At 49.6% G+C, this 20409-nt stretch carries 16 protein-coding genes and 1 pseudogene; 11 read left to right on the top strand and 6 right to left on the bottom strand.

Annotation, left to right across the window (positions count from 1 at the left end; genetic code table 11):
- Nucleotides 1–44: 44 nt before the first annotated feature.
- The 4 genes from H598_RS0121030 to H598_RS0121015 all read left to right on the top strand — a co-directional run bounded on the left by H598_RS0121030 (nt 45) and on the right by H598_RS0121015 (nt 4590).
- Complete coding sequence (locus H598_RS0121030) at nt 45–1118, top strand: branched-chain amino acid ABC transporter permease (RefSeq protein WP_028114769.1); 1074 nt, start codon at nt 45–47, stop codon at nt 1116–1118.
- Between the two features lie 99 nt (nt 1119–1217).
- Nucleotides 1218–2459 carry an ABC transporter substrate-binding protein gene (locus tag H598_RS0121025; protein ID WP_028114768.1) on the top strand — a complete coding sequence of 414 codons (1242 nt, stop codon included), beginning with the start codon at nt 1218–1220 and terminating at the stop codon, nt 2457–2459.
- 66 nt (nt 2460–2525) lie between these two features.
- Entirely contained in the window at nt 2526–3347 is an 822-nt protein-coding gene (locus tag H598_RS0121020) for an ABC transporter ATP-binding protein (RefSeq protein ID WP_028114767.1), read from the top strand.
- 10 nt (nt 3348–3357) lie between these two features.
- A complete protein-coding gene (locus H598_RS0121015; RefSeq protein ID WP_028114766.1) occupies nt 3358–4590 on the top strand; it encodes a phenylacetate--CoA ligase family protein in 1233 nt (410 codons plus the stop codon).
- A 113-nt stretch (nt 4591–4703) separates the two neighbouring features.
- Here the strand turns inward: H598_RS0121015 and H598_RS0121010 are convergent, their stop codons facing one another.
- The 3 genes from H598_RS0121010 to H598_RS0121000 all read right to left on the bottom strand — a co-directional run bounded on the left by H598_RS0121010 (nt 4704) and on the right by H598_RS0121000 (nt 9102).
- Complete coding sequence (locus H598_RS0121010; RefSeq protein ID WP_035416382.1) at nt 4704–5783, bottom strand: polysaccharide deacetylase family protein; 1080 nt, start codon at nt 5781–5783, stop codon at nt 4704–4706.
- Nucleotides 5784–5861: 78 nt separating this feature from the next.
- A complete protein-coding gene (locus H598_RS0121005; protein WP_028114764.1) occupies nt 5862–7034 on the bottom strand; it encodes a tetratricopeptide repeat protein in 1173 nt (390 codons plus the stop codon).
- A 514-nt stretch (nt 7035–7548) separates the two neighbouring features.
- On the bottom strand, nt 7549–9102 hold the full coding sequence (locus H598_RS0121000) for an Ig-like domain-containing protein (RefSeq protein ID WP_028114763.1): 1554 nt from the start codon (nt 9100–9102) through the stop codon (nt 7549–7551).
- A 466-nt stretch (nt 9103–9568) separates the two neighbouring features.
- Here H598_RS0121000 and H598_RS0120995 point away from each other — a divergent pair, with 466 nt between their 5' ends.
- The 4 genes from H598_RS0120995 (at nt 9569) to H598_RS0120975 (ending at nt 12981) form a co-directional block, all read left to right on the top strand.
- The gene (locus tag H598_RS0120995) at nt 9569–9748 is read left to right on the top strand and encodes a hypothetical protein (protein WP_028114762.1); all 180 of its coding nucleotides are present in this window, start codon (nt 9569–9571) and stop codon (nt 9746–9748) included.
- 657 nt (nt 9749–10405) lie between these two features.
- Entirely contained in the window at nt 10406–11509 is a 1104-nt protein-coding gene (locus H598_RS26665; protein ID WP_156897134.1) for a hypothetical protein, read from the top strand.
- A gap of 75 nt (nt 11510–11584) precedes the next feature.
- A complete protein-coding gene (locus tag H598_RS0120980; protein WP_028114760.1) occupies nt 11585–12412 on the top strand; it encodes a hypothetical protein in 828 nt (275 codons plus the stop codon).
- A 293-nt stretch (nt 12413–12705) separates the two neighbouring features.
- Nucleotides 12706–12981, top strand: a complete 276-nt coding sequence (locus H598_RS0120975; protein ID WP_028114759.1) for a methyl-accepting chemotaxis protein — start codon at nt 12706–12708, stop codon at nt 12979–12981.
- 64 nt (nt 12982–13045) lie between these two features.
- Here H598_RS0120975 and H598_RS0120970 read toward each other — a convergent pair.
- Nucleotides 13046–13420, bottom strand: a pseudogene (locus H598_RS0120970) (phosphoribosylaminoimidazolesuccinocarboxamide synthase); the annotation flags it as partial.
- Between the two features lie 621 nt (nt 13421–14041).
- Between H598_RS0120970 and H598_RS0120965 the strand changes: the two are divergent.
- Nucleotides 14042–15070, top strand: coding sequence for a hypothetical protein (locus tag H598_RS0120965; protein ID WP_028114757.1), 1029 nt, complete (start codon nt 14042–14044; stop codon nt 15068–15070).
- Nucleotides 15060–16670, top strand: a complete 1611-nt coding sequence (locus tag H598_RS0120960; protein ID WP_028114756.1) for a hypothetical protein — start codon at nt 15060–15062, stop codon at nt 16668–16670. The genes H598_RS0120965 and H598_RS0120960 overlap by 11 nt, the downstream gene beginning before the upstream one ends.
- Before the next feature lie 209 nt (nt 16671–16879).
- On the opposite strand, the gene H598_RS0120955 is transcribed toward H598_RS0120960, so the two are convergent.
- Both H598_RS0120955 and H598_RS26195 read right to left on the bottom strand, forming a co-directional pair.
- Complete coding sequence (locus H598_RS0120955) at nt 16880–17131, bottom strand: hypothetical protein (RefSeq protein ID WP_156897133.1); 252 nt, start codon at nt 17129–17131, stop codon at nt 16880–16882.
- A gap of 84 nt (nt 17132–17215) precedes the next feature.
- Nucleotides 17216–17761 (bottom strand): HEPN family nuclease, encoded by a 546-nt coding sequence (locus tag H598_RS26195; RefSeq protein ID WP_245595634.1) that lies wholly within the window; start codon nt 17759–17761, stop codon nt 17216–17218.
- A 493-nt stretch (nt 17762–18254) separates the two neighbouring features.
- On the opposite strand from H598_RS26195, the gene H598_RS0120950 reads away from it, so the two are divergent.
- Nucleotides 18255–20387: a methyl-accepting chemotaxis protein gene (locus tag H598_RS0120950; RefSeq protein WP_028114754.1), complete on the top strand. Its 2133-nt coding sequence runs from the start codon at nt 18255–18257 to the stop codon at nt 20385–20387.
- The last annotated feature ends 22 nt before the right edge of the window (nt 20388–20409 follow it).

Genomic DNA, 20409 nt, shown 5'->3' with positions numbered 1-20409 from the left:
ACTGACAATGATTACCCCAATCCAGACACTACAAGGAGTGCGTTATGTCTAGTCTGGCCATGCGTCCCTGCGGCGATTTTCGCACCAGCTACAAGCAGGACAACACCATTTTTGAAACCCGCACCATCCGCTGGTTTACCGCGCTGGTCATCGCCTTGGCTTGCCTGGCACCCTTCGTGCTGGATGCCTACTATCTGACGCTGTTTATTCAGATCTCCTACCTGGGCATTGCCGCCCTGGGCCTGAACATTCTGGTGGGCTTTACCGGCCAGATCTCACTGGGCCATGGTGCCTTCTTTGGCTTCGGCGCCTTTGCCTCGGCCTGGATGAACACCAGCTTCGGCATTCCGGTGTTCCTGTGCATTCCGCTGGCGGGGTTTCTGACCATGGCGGTGGGGATGATGTTCGGCATGCCAGCGGCGCGGATTAAGGGGTTGTATCTGGCCATCGCCACCCTGGCGGCTCAGTTCATCATCGAAGATTTCTTCGGCCGCGCCGAGTGGTTCTCCGGCGGCAGCGCCGGCTCCATGGCCGAGCCCATCAACCTGTTCGGCGTGGTGTTTGATACCGACGAGAAGTTCTATTACATCGCCCTGTTTGCGCTGGTGTTTATGTTCATCTGGGGCTGCAACCTGATGCGCTCCCGCGATGGCCGAGCCTTTGTTGCGGTGCGGGATCATTACCTGTCGGCGGAGATCATGGGGGTCAAACTCAACAAGTATCGCCTGTTGTCGTTCGGTATCTCCTCGTTCTACGCCGGTATCGGCGGTGCCTTGTACGCTCACTACCTGGGCTACGTGTCGGCGGAAGGGTTCACCATCTTCATGTCGGTGCAGTTCCTGGCGATGGTGATCATCGGCGGCCTCGGTTCCATCAAGGGCACCCTGATGGGGGTGGTGTTTATGGTGCTGCTGCCGGAAGCGCTGGAGGGCGGTGTTGGCCTGATGAAGATGACCGACTGGGGCAACATCCCCATGGTGGTGGACGGTCTGGCCTACATCAAAGAGATGGCCATCGGCCTGGTGATCATCCTGTTCCTGATTTTTGAGCCGGAAGGGCTGGCTCACCGTTGGCAGCAGATCAAAAACTACTGGAAGTTTTATCCCTTCTCTTACTGAGGCGGTGGACAGTAAGCACGCTTGCCCGAACCCCGGTGTGGCCGCGTTCGGGCGTCTAAGGACAGCCAGGCCTTTGGCCTGAACTTAAAGGATACTCACATGCACAAGACTCTGTTTGTTTCATCCGCCGTGGCCATGGCCATGATGGCCGCATCGGCCCAGGCACAGGACTCGGTATTTGTCGGTCATCTGGCCGACATGTCCGGCCCCACGGCCTTTGTGGGCAAGGTGTATGCCGATGGCGTGCGCGACTCTCTGGCCTACATCAACGCCAACGGCGGCATCAACGGCACCCAGTTGGAGTTTGAAACCATCGACTACGCCTACAAGGTGCCTCAGGCCATCGCCTCGTACAAAAAATGGAAGTCCCGCAAAGGAATGGTGGCGATGCAGGGCTGGGGCACCGCCGATACCGAGGCGCTGATCTCCTTCGTGGCCAAGGACAAGATTCCGGTCTATTCGGCGTCTTACTCCGGTCACCTGACCGATCCCATGGGCAAAAATCCCAACACCAAGAAGCCAGCCCCCTACAACTTCTTCTATGGCGCGTCTTACTCCGATTCCTGTCGCGGCTTGGTGCAGTGGGCCGCAGAAGACTGGAAAAGCAAAGGCAAGTCTGGCAAGCCGAAATTTACTCACATCGGGGCTAACCACCCCTACCCGAATGCGCCTAAGGCGGCCTGTGCTGCCTACGCCACCGAACTGGGCTTTGAGGTTCAGCCACCGGTCGTCATCTCCATGAAACCCGGCGACTTCAAGGCCCAGTGCCTGAGCCTGAAAAGCTCTGGCACCAACTACGGCTACATCGGCAACCTCGGCGGCTCGGTACTGTCGCTGGTGAAGTCGTGCAATACCGTTGGCACCGACATTCAGTTTATGTCCAACATCTGGGGCGGTGACCGCAAGGTGTTTGAGGCCGCGGGTGAGGGGATTAAAGATTATATCTTCCCCACCATGAACCCGTTCTGGAGCGACCAAGTACCGGGCATGAAGCTGGTGCGTGAAGTCTCCAAGATGTCCGATCCTTCCGGTGAGCAGCCGCGCTTGCACCACTACATTCGTGGCGTGTGCTCGGCGTTCTTTATGAAAGAAGCGATGGAGTGGGCCAAGGACAATGGCGGCATCACCGGCGAGAACATCAAAAAGGGCATGTACGTGCGTGAAAACTGGGTGCCTCAAGGGTTGGATGGAGTCTGCCTGGCAGCCAACTGGACCAACGAGGACCACCGCGGCGTCAACCAGGTCAACATCTACAAAGGCAACTACAACAACGGTGACGTTCAGATTGAGCGCGTCAGCCAGATGACTCTGGAGCGCCGTGACGACTGGCTGGGCTTCTGATCCCGGTTGCTGGGGCGATCAGACCGATCGTCCCGGCAGTTTTCCCACATCGTATTTGGAGTATTTATGAGCCAAGCAGCAGTACAAACCCAGGTGGCGGAGCCGGTCCTGTGCATCAACAACATCGAAGTGGTGTACGACGAGGTGATTCAGGTGCTCAGAGGGGTCAGCATTGATGTGCCTAAGGGCCAGATTGTGACCCTGCTGGGCCCTAACGGCGCCGGCAAGTCCACCACCCTGAAGGCGATATCCGGGCTGCTGAAGTCGGAAGATGGTGAAGTGACCCGCGGCGACATTCGTTTCATGGGGCAGCGCATCGACCGTCAGTCGCCGGAAGCCATCGTGCGCGATGGCATTTTCCAGGTGATGGAGGGGCGGCGCATCGTCGAGGACATGACGGTGATTGAAAACCTCAAGCTCGGGGCCTATACCCGCAGCGACAACGAGGTGGCGGCAGACATCGAAATGGTGTTTGAGTATTTCCCTCGCCTGAAAGAGCGCACCGGTCTGGCGGGTTACCTGTCTGGCGGTGAGCAGCAGATGCTGGCCATCGGTCGGGCGCTGATGGCCAGGCCGAAGATGATCTGCCTGGATGAGCCCTCCATGGGGTTGTCGCCGCTGTTGGTTAAAGAGGTGTTTGGCATCATCGAGAAGATCAACAAGGAGCAGGGCATTACCATGCTGCTGGTGGAGCAGAATGCCAACTATGCCCTTAAGGCAGCGGACTACGGCTACATCATGGAGTCCGGTAAGATTGTGCTGGATGGCACCCGCGAGCAGTTGCTCAACAACGAAGACGTGAAAGAGTTCTACCTGGGCGGCGGTAACGAAGAGCGTAAGAGCTTTAAGAACCTGAAATCCTACAAGCGCCGTAAGCGCTGGTTGTAAGGGGAGCGCCATGAACGGATTTTTTGATCCCAAAGAGTGCCAGGACGCCGACAATCGTGAGCAGCACCTGTTGTCGCAACTGCCAGAATTTTTGGGCCACCTCCGTGAACACAGCAGTTACTACCGGCGCTTGCTTTCGAACATCGCCGTGGATGAGGTCAGCAGTCGTCAGGCGCTGGCGACGTTGCCCATTACCCGTAAGTCGGACTTAATCGACCTGCAGCAGGCCCAGCCGCCGTTGGCAGGAATGGAGACCGAAGGCGTCGCCTTGGATCGATTGTTCCTGTCGCCGGGCCCCATCTGCGAGCCGGAATGCAACCAGCCAGACTGGTGGCGCATGGGGCGGGCGTTTTATGCCGCCGGATTTCGACCAGGCGACCGGGTGCAGAACTGCCTCTCTTATCACCTCAGTCCCGGCGGTTTTATCCTCGACTCCGGCGCCCGCGCCTGTGGCTGCGTGGTGATTCCGGCGGGACCGGGTCAGACCGAACAGCAGTTGGCCATCAATGCCCGGCTGCAACCGCAAGGGTATTGTGGCACGCCCTCGTTTCTGAAGATTCTGCTGGATAAGGCGCAACAGGCGGGTCAGCGGTTGTCATTTCGAATGGCGTTGGTGACCGGCGAGGCGCTGCCCGAATCGCTACGGGCCGACTTTGCAGAAGCTGGGATCACGGTGTTGCAGGCCTATGCCACTGCCGACATTGGTTTGATCGCCTATGAGACTCGGCCTGGAGAAGGTTTGGTGCTGGCGGAGGATCTGTTGGTGGAGATCGTTCGCCCCGGTACCGAGCAGCCTGTCGCAGCCGGCGAGGTGGGGGAGGTGGTAGTGACCAGTTTTAACGGTGATTATCCGCTGCTGCGCTTTGCCACCGGCGATTTGTCGTCGATGCTGGCCGCACCCAGCCCGTGCGGGCGCACCAATGGCCGAATTCGAGGCTGGCAGGGGCGAGCGGATCAAACCACCAAGGTCAAAGGGATGTTTGTTCATCCTCGTCAACTGGAGCAACTGCGCAGCCAGGTTGGCGGCATGACTCGCATTCGAGCGTTGGTAGAGCGCCAGGGCCACAACGATCAGTTGACCCTGTTGTGCGAACCGGCGGCCGAGGTGCCATTGCCGCAGTCCGAGGTGGCCGAGTTGGCGCGGACGATGCTCAAATTGGGCGCCGATGTTGCCTGGGTGGCACCGGGCAGTTTGCCGGCCGATGGCATTGTCATCGAGGATCGCCGCCCGATTCCCTCCTAGCTTTCAAAGCGCTCTCTGCCTGTTTGCCGGTGCATCTGCACCGGCTTTTTTGTGGTGTTTGGTGACATCGAATTGAGCGACCGGGAAAGGATCTATCTCAGTTATCTCGGCACTCAGAAGTGACGGCAATCGACCCAACGCCTATCGGACTGAGTGACTAAGCCATTAAGCATGGGGAGATTGTTTTGTGCACGACTATGAATGTCGTGATACAGAATGATGCCTCGGCGCCAGAGTAACATTAAGGTAATGACACGATCGGCAACTTGTTGCTCAGATAGTTTTTTGTTCCAATCCTGGCTGTCTATATTCCAAAGCATCACTGTTTCATTGTGGTGCTGTAAATCGGTTAGCAGTGCTTGGTGGCGTTGACCATAGGGAGGCCGAAACCAATAAGGGCCAGGCTGATAGGCAGCCAGTTCAACTCGAGTATCAGCCAGTGACTGTTGCCAATCCTGCCATTTGGCGTGGCTTTGGTGTTGATAACCATGGGATGCCAAACATTGATCCTGATAGGCATCCGCGGCCGGTTTAATCCTATCGAGGCTCTCTCCAAGCACAAAGAAAAAAGCATGGATATCGTATTTTTTTAGTGCACGGATCAACGGTGCAGTGCGATGAGGTGACGGACCATCATCATAGGTTAATAAGAAATCACCGTCTTTTAGCTCGAAGCCATTTACCTCTTGACTCGATAGCCGATCGATTTCACTGGTGATGCGGGGGAATAAGGCCGCTAGGCGAACCTGTTCGTACAGGTAACGTTGATGGAACTTCTGGCTCTGTTGTGCCCAGATTTTCCAGCGTGCTTCCAGATCGTGCTCGAGATTACCCTTGCTTAATTGCTGCAATTCTCGCCAGTTTCGAGCGCATTTAGGGCCATTGCCACAGGCGTGTTGATGGTTCTCAAGTAATCTGGTTTGGGTTCGAGTAAGCCACTCTTTTACCCCGGTAACATTGACCGTCTTCAGCCCTGTGAATGCTTTGATGTCCGCTTCTGTGAGTAACGACGTAGTGCTTATTACCCGTGTTTGCATCTGTATCTCGGCATTCGAGGCTTTATCAAACTGTGCGGGGGTATCAATAGCATAAGGCCAAAGATCACGATCAAGCGTTGCCACTTTTTCCGGGCCTGCGGCAAGCAAGGTGACAGGAAAAATCAATAAACAGACCAATAAGCTACGTAACTTCATTACAACGTCCTGCCAATTAAACAATGCGTTGAGAGATGCTCCCGACATCATGGATTTGATGTCGGGAACGCTTGCGGGTTACTGCAATTTTTCCTGCATACGGGCAATGCCGTTGTCATAAGCACTGTGCTGACGCAGCGATTTAGCCTTGCGGAAGTTTTCCAGTGCGGCACGCCACTGCTCTTTGGCCTCATAGATGCGCGCAATGTTGTAGTAGCTGCTCGCTTGAACGCGGTTTTTGTGTTTGCCGCTGGCCAATTCGATGGCTTTACGGTTCGCCCACAGAGCTTCTGCGGTACGGTTCAGTTTTTGGTAGGTCAGCCCGAGATTACTGTATGCCTGGCCATAAGAGGGATACAGGTTGATGGCATCTTGGAAGGTGTACATGGCATCTTCTAAGCGCTTGTCATGGTAAAGAGACTCGCCACGCGTATTGATTCGTTTGGCTTCCTTCTTAATGGCAGGCGTGATCAGCGAGTGATCCTCAAAAGAGTCGGCGGCAATCAAGCTGTGTAAGTGCTGTTGCATCCCTTTCCGGCTCAGGCTTAGGTATTGGTTGATGTCATGAAAGGCCCCTCCTTCATCAATACCAAATACCACCCAACTGGTCGCTGTCGTATCAGGCTTCACGCGATAAGTGCGAATCAGTGTTTGGCCCACATACACTTCAACACGTGCGTTACTAAAACTCATTGCTGTGGAGTTTTTCTTGGAGCCATTGGAGTAATCATGAACCGCATAAACGTAACGCTGGCCATCGTATTTTTGCTCGATGGTAATGGTTTCTGGTCCATAACTTGTGGTGTCATCTACGTCCAAATTGACCGCGTCACCTGTCTTATTAGAAAAGTAGACATGGTTACCCGGAAAGGCCAGATGCGAGTCCAGATCGCGAGGGCTCGCCCCCCATGTTAAAACAGCACGCAGACCGTCTAAGCTCTGCATTACCGGCGACAGAGCATAGGTAAAGTTATCACAAGGACACTTAACGACGAGAGTGGAATACCCTGGCTTGTTGATGATCATGGTCGTGTCGGCATCATCCACAACCGCGTCGGGTACATGGGCTGTGCCTCTGGATGATGTTATCGCTTGTTGGGAGCTGGAACCATTACGTTGCCAGGTGATGTGTGCATCGCCAATATTCTTATCTTTTACAACGGCGCTGAGCACCTTAATGTCACCAGCCTGTGCTTGCATGGCGAAGGTGGCCGAAGCACAAAGCAGAGCGATGTTGAGCAGGTTGCGCATTAATTATCCTTTAATCAAACAGTCTTATCTAGCCGAAAAAAGGCGACATTATCATTGGGTTTATTAATATTAATCAATAACTTTCGCTAAAACTGATGGGTTATGGAAACCACCGCACAAAAACAATTACTGGTGAATAAGACTCACGTTTTCTGAATGCGTTGGTGTTGATGAAGATGTCACCATTCCAGTATGCGTGCCCGCCTAATTAGAGTTTTTCAGTAAGGTTGAGTTAGCCTGGTCTTGCCGCAGACTCAGATTTTATATTGAGTCTTTCGGTCGGTTTTGGTTGTATCCCGGGATCCTGTGATTCGCTAAGGTGGCAAGCGGGCAGGTACGGTGAGACTTTAACGCTTAAGTGGGTCAAGTGGGCTCTGTGCAGAGCGTGTCGTGGACTCATTCTAAACTCATCTGGACACCTTGCTTATGGCCGTTGATGACGTTGTGATTCAAATGAAAAAGCCAGCGACTGGTCGGTCGCTGGCTTTGGGCTATGTGTCGCTATCGTGACAGATTACTTGTGAACCTTGCCGAGTCGGCTGGCTCGATCATCGTAATCCTCTGGGTGACAGCCTTGACAGGATTGCACCGGCCGCAGCCAGGGCTGACGGGTCTTGCCATCTTCACCGTAGTGGTACGGGTCCTCTGATGGCGCCGACAGGTCAATCCGGAACAGGTGGGAGTTCTTAGGCATGTGGCAATCGGTACAGTCTGCCATTGCGCCATGCATGGCACCGAGGCCATCGTTGAACTTCACGCTCGGGTGACAGTCCTGGCATTCCGTTGTCAGCGCTTCCTCGTGTCCGGGCTTGTCGCGGAAGTTGGTCGACAGGTGAGGGTTGTGGCAGTGAATGCACTGGAACATCCGTTTCTTGCCGGTAGCCACACCGGTGTCTGGATCGTAGCCCAGCAGCGCATCCCCGGCATTGCGACCCTCTTCGAAGTAGTCCTTAACGAAGCCACCGATGGTGTCGCCGCCAAACTTTTCGTCATAGGGGGTCATGTAACCGTCTTTGTACCAACGCTCACCGGATTTGGTGTGGCATTCGCCGCAGGCGATCGGCTCGCCGTAGGCTTGGTTCATGGCAGTCAGGTCGGCGCGAAGACGACCTTTGGCCACCCGGACGATGTTGTCTTTGCTCGGGCTCTTGGCGTGATCGCCACCGGCGCCGTGACAGGCTTCGCACTGCACGCCAGCCTGGGCAAAGGTTCCCTCCATGCCAATCAGGCCATCCTGGCGGTTGTGGTTACGATCGTCACCAGGCTCCGAGGTGTAGTCGCGCCAGCCAGTGTTGTGGCAGTGGCCGCAGGTGTAGGGCATGCCGTCTCCACCTGCACCCGGCGCGAACGGAACCACTCGAGACTCGTCCAGGGTTTCCCCTTTTGGCAACACATCAAACATCGCCTTGGTGCCGTTGATCATATAGCCATTGTTATCGACTAGAATCGCCTGACGTTGGAAGCCTCCCAGCAGGTAACTGACGTCGCTCCAGCTCTCGGGCACACCGGCGCTGTTTTCGACCCCTTCATACAGATCGAAGGCCCCGTCCAGAGAGGTAAAGGGCAGGTCCGGTGCCTGTCCGTTTTCAATCTTGGTGAACTTCCAGTTATGTCCGGTTTCCTTGAAGCTGGCCTTGTCCTGGTGGCAGCGTAGGCAGGTTTCGGTACCGGCGTAATCCTGGATACTGGCTTTTACCTCCACATCCACCACGGCAACGGTTTTACCGCCGTTACCGTCGCTGATGGTGTACTCCACCTGCGCCAGACCATAGTCACTGGAGACAAACCAGAGTAGGTCGTCTTTCACCCGTACTTCGCCGGCGCCCTGAACCACTTTGGCATCAGTCAGGGAGAGGGAGTCGCCCTCCGGATCACTGGCTTCGGCCAGGACGTCAATGGAAGTGTCTTCGCCGATAACGGCAATCGCCGATATGGCTCCGAGGCCCGGTGGCAGGTTGGGATCCGAACTGTTGGTATTGTCGCTGTCACTGCCACATCCGGTCAGGATCAGAATCAGCGCACTGGCACACAGTGTTAGCGAATTTCGTTGTGTTAGTTGTTGTTTCATCATCATTTCCTCTGCGATTTGAACATTTCGCAAAAGAAAATTTAATCAATACTTGATCGCTCAGGGAGGTCGATTCAAGGCCCGAAATAGTCGATTCCGTACCACCAGGCCAGTTTGTGAACTGGATCGTTGGCGTAATGGACGATGGTCAGATGATGGTTATTTAGTGGGCCTAGGCATAGGCAGGCCGGAAAGAAAATAGCCCCATTACCAAAGCAACACTGGAGTCCTGGTCTGGCTGGGGCCCAAGTTCTTAGAGGTGGTTGAAGGGTGGAGGGTAGATTCACCAATTTCAGGTGGTGGGAAGAGCCTACAATTGTGCTCCGGAGCAGCTGCTGTCCGATCCCGGGCTACGCAATGAGCTGTTGACGCCTGCTCAAAGGGACTTGTTGGAGCGTCAACTGGGGCGCGCCCCGATACAAACCACAGAGGCTGCGGCTGGCAGCCCAGAGCCTAGGAGGTAACCATGAAAGAAATCGACTTCACCGCTGTTGTTGAGGGTCTGGTGGCTCGAAACCAGAAGCTAAAGGCCGATGTAGAGAGCCATTTAGTAGCTGATCAGCCAGTGCCGGCGGCGGTTCAGACCCAGACTGAGCAGGCCCTGAAATTCACCATGGGTTTGTTGGAATTGAAGGGCGTTGCTTAGGCATTTGATTGCAGTCCGGTAGTGTGGAGGGCTGAAATCGTCCTTCTGGTGTATGAATTGGACGCATGGCTAAAAACACTGGAGTAGCTTCCTAATGGAATTAGAGACTGTATATGGTGGGTTGTCGTAATCGTATAGGGCGGGTAATAATGGAGTGTGCTGTATTTTCATATGAGGGACAAAGCTACAAATTTATCTGAGCCGATAATCTTTGAATGTGGAACAGAGAAAGCAGTTCAATTTAAACAAATATTATAGTGTTTAGGCTGTTTCATGTCTGATTGTGGGGGATGGCGTGGTGCGCATATAAACAGATCTGCATATTCCCAGCGGCGAATTTAATTGGCTCGATAATAGGCTGTAAAAGAGATCTGCAAGCTATTGTAAATTTGCTCTATTGACTTTGCTTGTCATTGAGGCTTGTAATTTTGCCTTACTGTGGTTGTTGAGCAATGTCCTGCAGATAAGAAGGGGGGGAATATGGAGAAGGCGAAGAAGTTGCTAGGCCTATAATTGCCTTTGTGGGTCGGGATGCGAGGTTTTCTAAGGGATTAAAACTTTGTGATCTAAATCATAAAGGAATTTTAAAGGTGATTAAAATCATATTGATAACGCAGGCGTTTCTATGTCGCTTGTGTGTTCGCTGGTGCTTTGATAATGTCTCAAGGTGCTGCGAAAAATCGCAAGAGAACCTATAGAAATAATAACAGAATGAAATCTAATAATCGCAATATCTTACTTGGCACTATCTTAGCAACGGTATTCCTATCTAGTTATCTGCATGCGGAAGACAAAAGACTCATTCTGTTTGCATCAAAAACTCACAAAGTAACAGAGGCCGTGCTCTGGAAGAATATGGACTCATTCAAATATGGTGATAAATATAGTGCAGGGATCATTGATGAAAGAGAGCTATTCATAAAGGTTGATGACGTTTCACAAATTTCGTATTTAGCTACCATAACAGAATGTGTCGGCGGAGAGTGTGGAGAATTTCATAAAATATGTTCTAAAGCTCTAAAGTGCACAATAGACTTACCTGAAGCAACCTTAACAAGTAGTGTTATCCTTATTGATATAAATCAAGATAATGGAGGTGATGTTAAAGCTTTAACGGATAAATATGGATACGCATGCCATAATGATATACGTGCTGGCTTATATGGCTATCAACCAGAAATATACGAATTGTTATATGACTACGGCGCAGGATCTAGCGAATTTATTAATTACAGTCTATCTCAATCTGAGTGCGCATCAATAACGAAGTCTATCTACGATGATTCATTTTATACGTGGCCACTACATTACGCTCCATTAGTTTCTTCTACTGTAGGTCGGTTTAATTTTGCAATCGCCAAAAGAAAATACAATTACTTTTTGGGCAGTGGCAAATATTCTGAGTCTTTAGTTTCCGTTGATGACTATCTAGATTATATGAATCATCTAAGAGAATCAGTCGGGTACCCATTGCCCATGATAATCGAAGAAATTGAGGGTTCGCTGTTAAGGCTGAATCTTCTATCAAAAGCAGTTAACGCACAAAATGAGATTGATAAGAGTATTAAGATCATTGATTCCCTGATGAAAACTCTATTGCAACAACAGCAATTGTTACAGGATAAAAGCTATATTAAAAGACTGGATTTTCTTTCTCAAAACCTAAATGGTATAGGCCGGCAATTTGATCGTCCTGAACAAGAAGCGATTAGGGAAAAGTTAATTTTTTATTCTGATGAGCTAGTTAAGATTTTTCCATAATGGAAAGGAATTAGCTGAGAATAGGTATGATGGATAATCATTTTGTGTAAAAGAATAATTTATTAAAGAGACGGCATGAAGTTTTGTAAAAGGTCAAATGAGCTTGTTAATATTTACAGGTTGTTTGTGAAGGAGGTTGCAATCGTCCTTTGTATGATAACAGGCTTGGTTCATAACCCTGCTTTTGGTAAAGAGGTGACAAATGAACATATTAACCTGGTACCAGTGATTAACATTTTCTATTCTTACAGCCCGAGCAAGAGTAATTCTTGGAAATCACATTCAGCAATTGTCGATATAAATAAAAAGATGGAGGTTGAGCTAAGCTCAGAAAGACAGATGAAGCTCAGTTTCTTTCAGTCCGATGCAAACGAGGCAATTGTTGTTGGTGGAATCTACAAAAATAATAGTTTGGTAGACAAATTTAAAAAAATAATCGGATTAAAGACAGTAAATGAAATACTCCTGTCAGAGTATCATATTTTCATTGACTTCGACTATATGATGCCCAAGGCCACACAAGAAGAAGATGCTATTAATGTAGGCGTAAAAAGTGGGGGGATGCTGGATGCAACCAATAAATCCTGCATGAGCATTGCTTTGCTGAATGGGATGCATTCTGTGGAGTATCTTGAGTGCAGTCTTATGGAAAGTGATAGGCTAGTATCTATAGGGCGTCATAAATCTGCGCTCGCGATGTTGGAGCAGACCTTGGGGTACTACAGTGGGAATGGTAAAGACTATTTGTATAACAGGGCAGTACTGCTATCAAAAATATACGATATCTCAGGTGTTATGCAGATCAGTGACAACTACAAATTTTTTCGTATGGAGTCAGAGCGAATCTTTAAAAAGATTTGCAATGAAGGCGGATTGTCATCTCCAAAAAACTGCAAAAAATGACGGGAAGATCGTAATAATAAATGCGTTCTTGAATGTGATTCTAAATTTAGAAGTGATCGAGAAGAAATCGGCATAATGAGTCACATCCATCAACTAAGAAATGAAATATTGACCTCTTGTATTACTTTTGGGTGGGTCATCAATTGAATCTCTGTAATTTCACTTAATGATATATTCTATATTTTTGTGCGTGGCGCCTTGGGTAAAAAAAACTAATTTAATTGACACTCCAGCAATGTGAATAGCCGCAGAAAATTTCGAAATTGATTATGAACTGAAAACGCTCAAATAAAATGAATCGCGATGCCGAGAAGCAGGTGGAAGCGATGAATGCCGCGTTGGCAGTGATCGTCAATCACATCGGCCACATCACGGATAACGGCGCCATGATCGCCAACCTGGCGGCAGAGCAAAGTAGCGTCGCCAATGAGATTAGCCTCAATGTCGCTAACATTCGTGAAGCCAGCCGTAGCATCACCGAGGAGGCGGAGTCGTCGGCAGCGCTGAGCGAGGAACTGCAGCAGCTGTCTGAGCAGCAGCGTCAGATTGTCACCCAGTTTAAGGTGTAGCCGGCACCGGCAACAGAAAAGGCCAGCAGTCGCTGGCTTTTTTGCTACGTGGCATTCGGCGCGTTTAGTCGATCAGGCCATACTGGCTGCGCAGAATGTCGATGATCTCCGCCTTGGGGTTAGCAGACAGTGTCAGCGGTTCACCGATCAGTACCGATTCTGGCAGGGCATTGTCCCTGGCTAGGGCGCTGCGCTCCTCCATCCGATCTTTGTTAAGCAGAATGTCCGGATCCGGGAAGTGGTTCAGCAACATCTGACGGAAGCCCTCTTTGGGTTTTTCCACCACCACGCCATCGCGGTACTGGGCCCCATCCCAGATGCGGGAAGAGTCCGGTGTGCCTACCTCATCCATGTAGATCAGCTTCTCCTGACCCTGGCTGTCGGTAACGTAGCCAAACTCGAACTTGGTGTCGACAAACACCTGGTCCATCTCAGTTACATAGACATCCATCTTATAGCCCTTGTAAAAAAATGCTTTACCGATGCTGTAGGCGTGGGGGTCTTGATAGGGTTTTAGATTTGGTTCATGCCTGTGCGCAAGCGCAACCTCCTAGTTAACAGGTTGCGCGCGCCAGATTGCAGTCGTCCAGACATCGACACTCCATGATGCCACCTTTAACATGGCTGTCCTTGTAGCACTGTCTTCGCGCTGTGGCACGTGGCGTAGTTGAATGGCTGCTCTCGCCACATTGCGGTCATAGGAGGCTGAGAAAGTCCCTCTTTTGAAGACAACTGGTTTTCTGGTCATGGAACACCTCTTCTTACGGAAGATGACTCTACCACCTTTATGGGGGGACGGGGTCGTTAGAACACTACACTTTCTATCCACCGGGTTTCAGGTGACAGTGGCTTGAAGCCGGTGAGCTATGTTCCCAAACTCCGTCACAAATATGTTGAGTAATGGGAAGCACCTCAAACTGACGGCGAAATAAATGGAATTTCCTGCTCTGTTGTGCTTTTATTTTTTTGCTGTCATGGTGGGCGATAAAGTAAAGCAACTTACTTTTTAAGTTACGGCGCCATATTTTGCATATGGTTTCTCTAGTTTAGAGGCTGCACTTTGTATATTTTTGAGAATACAGAGATCAATAACAAAAAAGCATCTGATTTTGAAACGAAATCGATGCTCTATCTTCTTGGGATGAGAGAGGATAGTGCCGAAGTTGATATAATTACTGTTGACTGTTTTAACGATGTCACTGCGGCAAATGAAAGCTTCTCGAAAATGTGGGATGTTCAAAGTAAAAACCATAAGAGCCTCTACCCTAGGAAAATTGGCGAAAGCTTAATTACCCTATACGACAACTACGTATCAATTTTTAATTTTTTTGATTACATTCTATTTGTTCCCAAGCTAACTAGAACTTATCTGAATGATGAGTCTCTCCATGTCTATGGATATGAGAACATCGCTGATAGTACGGCGCAGTTAATTGAGCAAAGCTTGGCTAAGAAAATTTGTAAAAAACATGGTACTGTAGACGAGAAAGTGCTTGGTAAGTTTCTGTCTACTGTAACTTTTGTTGAAGATACACATAGAAATAGCACGTACATTAAAAATCTATCCAGATTTAAAAACAAATCCGCTTTACCAGAAAAACTTTACTCGAGTATTTTTGATGAGTTGAGGGATATCCAGTCGGCTCTCAAAAACACCACTATCGAAGGAAGCTTGATTCATAGTCCAGCTGAAGTTCTTAAGTTTGAGCGTCACTTAAGAACGAGAGATATCTATACTTTATTGATAAGTAGGTTGATGGGGGCTGAATTATTCAGTAGCCGAGGTATACCAACTGCGCTGTTTAGCTATGTTAGTGGAAAGTTTGATAATGGTGAGGACATAGCAGACTTTCTTCAGGAATGTGAATCTAATTTATCCCGAGCATTCTTTGACAAGAACTCGGACAATCAGTTTTGGAAAGTTTGTGAATTCATCATTGACAATCTTAAGGTGGACTGCAAGGTGAGTGCGGAGAACCTGTATGGCAAGCTGGTATTTAATGTCAAAGTTACCTCGCATTACTTAAATCAAGATGCAATTATGTACTTGATAGCGCTAGCTAAAGATGGATTTAGTAATGAAAGTTAAAAAAATTGCATTGGGAAATGATCAAGGGGCTTTTATTGAAGAGCGCCTTACTGACGGTGTAAATGTAATCTTCAGCAATGATAATAACCGAGGAAAGACATTAGTTATGCAAGGACTCATGTTTTCCATGGGTTATGAGCCGACTTTTCCCGCGAGTTTTGATTATAAAAACAACTTCTTCTATTCTCATGTCGAAGTTGGAGGCACAGACTTTGAGTTCTTAAGACGCAATAATGCATTATCTGTCAGATATAATGAGCGAGTGCATTTCTTTAGAAGCATTACCGAGTTTAAATATTTCTTTGATGAGCATATTTTTCCATTACCTAAAATTATAAAAGATGGTCGGATCAGAACAGTTGATTTCCAGTTGTTTTATGAGATGTTTTTTATTGGTCAGGATAATCGACGCTCTTCGGGAGTAATAGCAAGAGGTCAGTTTAATAAAGCTGATTTTGAAAGTATGTTCTACTCACTTTGTGGATATGAGCCTACTTCTGTTGGTGAATTTGATGATCCCAAGGCTATTAAGGCGGAGATTAAGAAGCTCAAGTCTCAGCTTGCAAATATCAAGAGGAAGATGAAAATCTTGAAGGCACCAGACTTAGCTGAAATTGTTTCAAAGGTCGGTAATGCAGCGATCTATGAAAAGAGTAAAAAGGATCTCGATAGAGCAAATAAAATTGTTGCAGAACTAAACAAAACCCGGGCTAGAGAAACTAATAGAAAACTAAAGCTTGAAGGCCTATTGTCTGAGTTAAGATCTCTTAATTTGGATATCAATGTTGGTGAGATATCTTGTAAAGAATGTGGTAGCAAAGATCTCATCTATAAGTCAGAAGGCTTTAAATTTGAGGTGACCAATTCACAAGTTAGAAAACAAATTCTGTTTTCTATTCAGAAAGAGATCGAGAAGAAAGAACAAATTATTCTGGACATTTCTGAGGAAATTAACTTTGAGCAGTCAAAGTTGAATGAACTGATTAATACAGCCCCACCAAGGTTAGGCGATATTCTTCTGTACAAAGAAGAAATGGAAAGTGACTCCTCTCTAGATGCTGAAGCAGATATCATTATCCGTCAGATAGAGTCATTGGAAAGGGACTTACTAAATGCTGATGATAGAGCTGAGGGACATAGTCAAGCAAAAGCAGAGCTTCTAAAACAGTTGCTATGCGAGATGAATGTGGCATACAAAACAGTAGATCCAAATGGAAATATTGTTTTCTCTTCACTTTTCTCAAAGAATGACGCTGCATTCTCAGGTTGTGAAGAACAAGAATATTACTTCAGCCGACTTGTAGCTATGAATAAGCTCGTGGAGCATAAATTTCCCATCGTTATTGACTCGTTTAGAGATGGAGAGCTATCTACACCAAAAGAAAGGGAAATGCTTGATATATATAAGTCTCTTCCTAAGCAGGTCATTCTCACTGCAACGCTTAAGAAGCAAGAATACGATGATGAAAAATACTCATCTAATAAAGATGTGAATGCTATTGATTATAGTGGTCACGAAGATTGTCAGCTTCTTGATTCAAAGTATATAAAGTCATTTGAAAGTCTAGTCAACCGGTTTGCTGGAATGACTATTCACTGATATGTTACTGGTTGCGGCTTTCTGATGTAAGCAGGAAAGCTCTAGGAGCATTCAGGCACCAATGGGGCGAGCCACCACATTCAGGCGGTTCAGGGACTTGCCGTGTAATGCTCCACTTAGCATGATCAGCTTGCCTGGTTAAAATCTGCGAGTCACGAGCAGAGCCGGGCTGGCAGAAATCCGCCTACAGTTCTTTGTAATGAGTATTCCTATAAAAAGCACTGCGCTCGAACTTGTGAAGTATCGCAAATATTCTGAACAAAAACGTCAATGGAGCAATTTTGAGTGAGGTTTTTGAATTGTTCTCCACCCATCCTGTAGAAATCAGGATGATAAATAACATCTCCAGCTTCTGGTTCTGAAGAGTCAAGTAACTCAAAAATAACAAACTCTCCAGAGTCCTCGATATCAGCCGCATACATCCCCCGACTAATATTGCCCACCTTAACAATTGCTTTCATGACACCCCCCAATTAATACACATAACCCTTGGTTCAGGTGCGCCGTAGGCGTGATCCTGACCCGATAAAATGGACACGGGTTTGTTATGCTAACTCTCTATGACGCTGCTGCTGTCTCATACTATTTACAAGCAGAGTCGAATAGAATTGCAAAAATGGAAAAATTTCATTAGCACTGAATCGAGCATAGATTTGCTTGGTATCAGTGTCTTTGAAATTAACATAATTCACTAATCTGTGTTCATCTATTGATTCGACTTCAATATCAAAGTGAGCTATTGAGTGTCTAATTTTTATAATTAACTGTCGTAAGTTTGTTTGTGCATCAGGTAACTCTGAATGTTGCAACCCCATTCTTTGTTTGAAATCTAAAGTAAGTCGCTCTCTCGGAATACAATTGATTGCACGCTCTTTAGGCATAACAATTAATCCGAGTAAACAATTTAATGTTAGTGTGTAGTTGAACTGTCTTTCAAACGGTTCATTGGCAATAAGCCCGTTATATTGCTCAATAAGATCAATTGTACGAGTTACAAAATCTTGTTCAAAGTTTCGATAATTTCCCATTTTACCTTTGCTTGATGAGTTGGCATAACAGCTATTTTTATGCGGTAAATCGCCGCCTTTCACTCTGGACACCCTTGCCGCATATCTGCAAGCCGTAGCATTGAGCCGATGAGAGTATTTGTCCCAATGTATCAGTAGATTAGGTCAGGCTCAACGCCCTTAGATGCCTACTCATTAGCGCGAAAGGCGGATCGGCTCTGCAAATAAGCCGCAAAGTCGTGCGTGGTAGACGCTAATGACCGGTATTGGCGCCTTAGCGGTCATTGCCTAGTTGAAAGACTCTGCGGTCATAGCTCGGTGGCGTTGCTTAGCCCGGACGGGCAGGTTTCCGTCATTGTTGTCGATGGATTGAGCGGTCTTTCGTAGGCATGGGAGGTGGGAAAAACTGTAGCCGCTGACCGAGGTTTTTTCGGTTCTGTGAGCCAGTTGGTGTTCATGTAACGCGTTGTATTAGATTGCTTTAATGTACAGTGGCCTTGGCGTATGCTTCGCCGTTCATTGCAGGTGAGAGAGCAATAACAGGTAGGACAACAAGGGAGCGACCGGACCTTGTTGAATGAAGAATATCTCTATTCGTCATAAATTTTCCATCGTGGCTGGGGTGTGCCTGATCATCGCCCTGTCGGCCATGGTGGGTTTCTTTCTGTACGACAGTGGTCAGACCCAGACCCTGATTCGACAGCAGACCTCTGAAAATCTGCGGCAGTCCGCCCGGGCTCATGTGGAGGCGCTGGCATCCCAGCAGGCGCAGATGGTCAAAAGCGTCATCGAACGGCATCTGTTTCGCGGTGACATGCTGGTTCAGTCGCTGCAATTTATGCGTCAGCAGGCGCAGCAGCGCGGGCTGGCCGATGGCAGCCTGAGGCAGGACTTGAAGGCGTTCATCGCCGATCAGGTGGCTCTGCATCCGGATGTACGTGGCATCTATGTGGTGATGAACCCCGATGCGTTGAATGGCAGCGATGCCCCCTTTATCGGCCAGTCCGAGACCGCGTCTAATGAAGCCGGCCGTTTTGCGCCTTATTGGTATCGCGCCGACGGCGGTGAGTTGCAGTTGCAGATCGTCGATGAGGCCGCCATTCACAACCGTCAGCTCAATAAACAAGGGATGCCGGAGAACGAGTGGTTCGATTGTCCCGCCCGTACCGGCGATCTGTGTGTGCTCAACCCCTATGTGGATGAGGTGGGGGCCGGTGGCAACCTGATTACCTCGGTTACTTTGCCTCTGAAGGCCGATGGCAAGGTGATCGGGGTGATGGGCATCGACCTGTCGCTGGCCACCCTGCAGCCGCTGATTGAGTCGGTGGACGCCGAGTTTGTCGGTGGCAATGGCGAGGTGGCGCTGATCAGCCAGGACGGCTTTATTGTTGCCTGTGACGGCGATGCCAGCCGTTTGGGAGAATCGTCGCAGCAGCTGAGCGACGACCTGAAGTTTAGTTTGGCCGCCACCGGTTCTGCCATTGGCTGGAATCGCGACGACAGTCAGTTGTTCGCTCGAATCCCGGTGACCTTTGAGGGCAGCAGTACCTCGTGGACTCTGGTATTCAGTGCTCCGACCCAGCAGGTGTTGGCCAGTGCCCTGGCGCTGGACACTCAAGTGGATGAACATAACCGCAAGGCCATGTGGCAGATGTTATTGGCGGCTGCGGTGATCACCGTGCTGGCTTTAGGTCTGATTTGGTTGGCGTCGTACTACCTGGTGAATCCCATCTGGAACGTCACTAAGCGGCTGCAGGTGATCGCTTCGGGTGAGTGGGATCTGACTCAGCGGCTGGTGGTGGAAAGCAAAGATGAAGTCGGTGTGCTGGTGCATTGGTTTAATCAGTTTCTGGAGAAGTTGCACTCCACGGTGTCTCTGATCGACGAGTCGGTCAGTAACGGTCAGGCGACCTCCAATAGAGCCTCGGCCATCGCAGCCCGAACCAGTGGCAGCAGTCAGCAGCAGTTTCTGGAGGTGGAGCAGGTGGCCACCGCCTTGGAGCAGATGACCGCGACCGCCAACAGCGTGTCGGAAAACGCCGCCCAGGCCGCCACTGCCGCCGATGAAGCCAATGATGCGGCGCAGCAGGGCCGGGAGGTGGCCGAGCACACCAGCCTGGCGGTGCAGTCGCTGGTGGGCGATGTGTCGGCGGCCATGCCGATGGTGGATAAACTGGCCCAGGACAGTGAGAACATCGAGTCGATTCTTGGCGTCATTCAGGGCATTGCCGAGCAGACCAACTTGCTGGCGCTCAATGCCGCCATTGAAGCGGCTCGGGCCGGCGATCAGGGCCGGGGTTTCGCGGTGGTCGCCAGTGAGGTACGCGGGCTGGCAGAGCGGACTCAGGAGTCCATCGGCCAGATTCGAGAGCTGATCGAACTGCTGCAGTCAGAAACCCGGGACGTGGTGGTGGCCATCAGCAGCGGTAACGACAAGGCGCTGGATGCCGAGAAGCAGGTGGAAGCGATGAATGCCGCGTTGGCCGTGATCGTCAATCACATCGGTCACATCACGGATAACGGCGCCATGATCGCCAACCTGGCGGCAGAGCAAAGTAGCGTCGCCAATGAGATTAGCCTCAATGTCGCTAACATTCGTGAAGCCAGCCGTAGCATCACCGAGGAGGCGGAGTCGTCGGCGGCGCTGAGCGAGGAACTGCAGCAGCTGTCTGAGCAGCAGCGTCAGATCGTCACCCAGTTTAAGGTGTAGCCGGCACCGGCAACAGAAAAGG

Source organism: Ferrimonas kyonanensis DSM 18153 (assembly GCF_000425405.1).
Classification (GTDB): Bacteria; Pseudomonadota; Gammaproteobacteria; order Enterobacterales; family Shewanellaceae; genus Ferrimonas; species Ferrimonas kyonanensis.
The sequence above is the reverse complement of the archived record's forward strand: the minus strand, read 5'-3'. Positions and strand labels throughout refer to the sequence as shown.

Excerpts from the sequence above, each read along its gene's own strand:
- H598_RS0121030 (WP_028114769.1), top strand. The coding sequence starts at position 45 with ATGTCTAGTCTGGCCATGCGTCCCTGCGGCGATTTTCGCACCAGCTAC.
- H598_RS0121025 (WP_028114768.1), top strand. The coding sequence starts at position 1,218 with ATGCACAAGACTCTGTTTGTTTCATCCGCCGTGGCCATGGCCATGATG.
- H598_RS0121020 (WP_028114767.1), top strand. The coding sequence starts at position 2,526 with ATGAGCCAAGCAGCAGTACAAACCCAGGTGGCGGAGCCGGTCCTGTGC.
- H598_RS0121015 (WP_028114766.1), top strand. The coding sequence starts at position 3,358 with ATGAACGGATTTTTTGATCCCAAAGAGTGCCAGGACGCCGACAATCGT.
- H598_RS0121010 (WP_035416382.1), bottom strand. The coding sequence starts at position 5,783 with ATGAAGTTACGTAGCTTATTGGTCTGTTTATTGATTTTTCCTGTCACC.
- H598_RS0121005 (WP_028114764.1), bottom strand. The coding sequence starts at position 7,034 with ATGCGCAACCTGCTCAACATCGCTCTGCTTTGTGCTTCGGCCACCTTC.
- H598_RS0121000 (WP_028114763.1), bottom strand. The coding sequence starts at position 9,102 with ATGAAACAACAACTAACACAACGAAATTCGCTAACACTGTGTGCCAGT.
- H598_RS0120995 (WP_028114762.1), top strand. The coding sequence starts at position 9,569 with ATGAAAGAAATCGACTTCACCGCTGTTGTTGAGGGTCTGGTGGCTCGA.
- H598_RS26665 (WP_156897134.1), top strand. The coding sequence starts at position 10,406 with ATGTCTCAAGGTGCTGCGAAAAATCGCAAGAGAACCTATAGAAATAAT.
- H598_RS0120980 (WP_028114760.1), top strand. The coding sequence starts at position 11,585 with ATGAAGTTTTGTAAAAGGTCAAATGAGCTTGTTAATATTTACAGGTTG.
- H598_RS0120975 (WP_028114759.1), top strand. The coding sequence starts at position 12,706 with ATGAATCGCGATGCCGAGAAGCAGGTGGAAGCGATGAATGCCGCGTTG.
- H598_RS0120960 (WP_028114756.1), top strand. The coding sequence starts at position 15,060 with ATGAAAGTTAAAAAAATTGCATTGGGAAATGATCAAGGGGCTTTTATT.
- H598_RS0120955 (WP_156897133.1), bottom strand. The coding sequence starts at position 17,131 with ATGAAAGCAATTGTTAAGGTGGGCAATATTAGTCGGGGGATGTATGCG.
- H598_RS0120950 (WP_028114754.1), top strand. The coding sequence starts at position 18,255 with ATGAAGAATATCTCTATTCGTCATAAATTTTCCATCGTGGCTGGGGTG.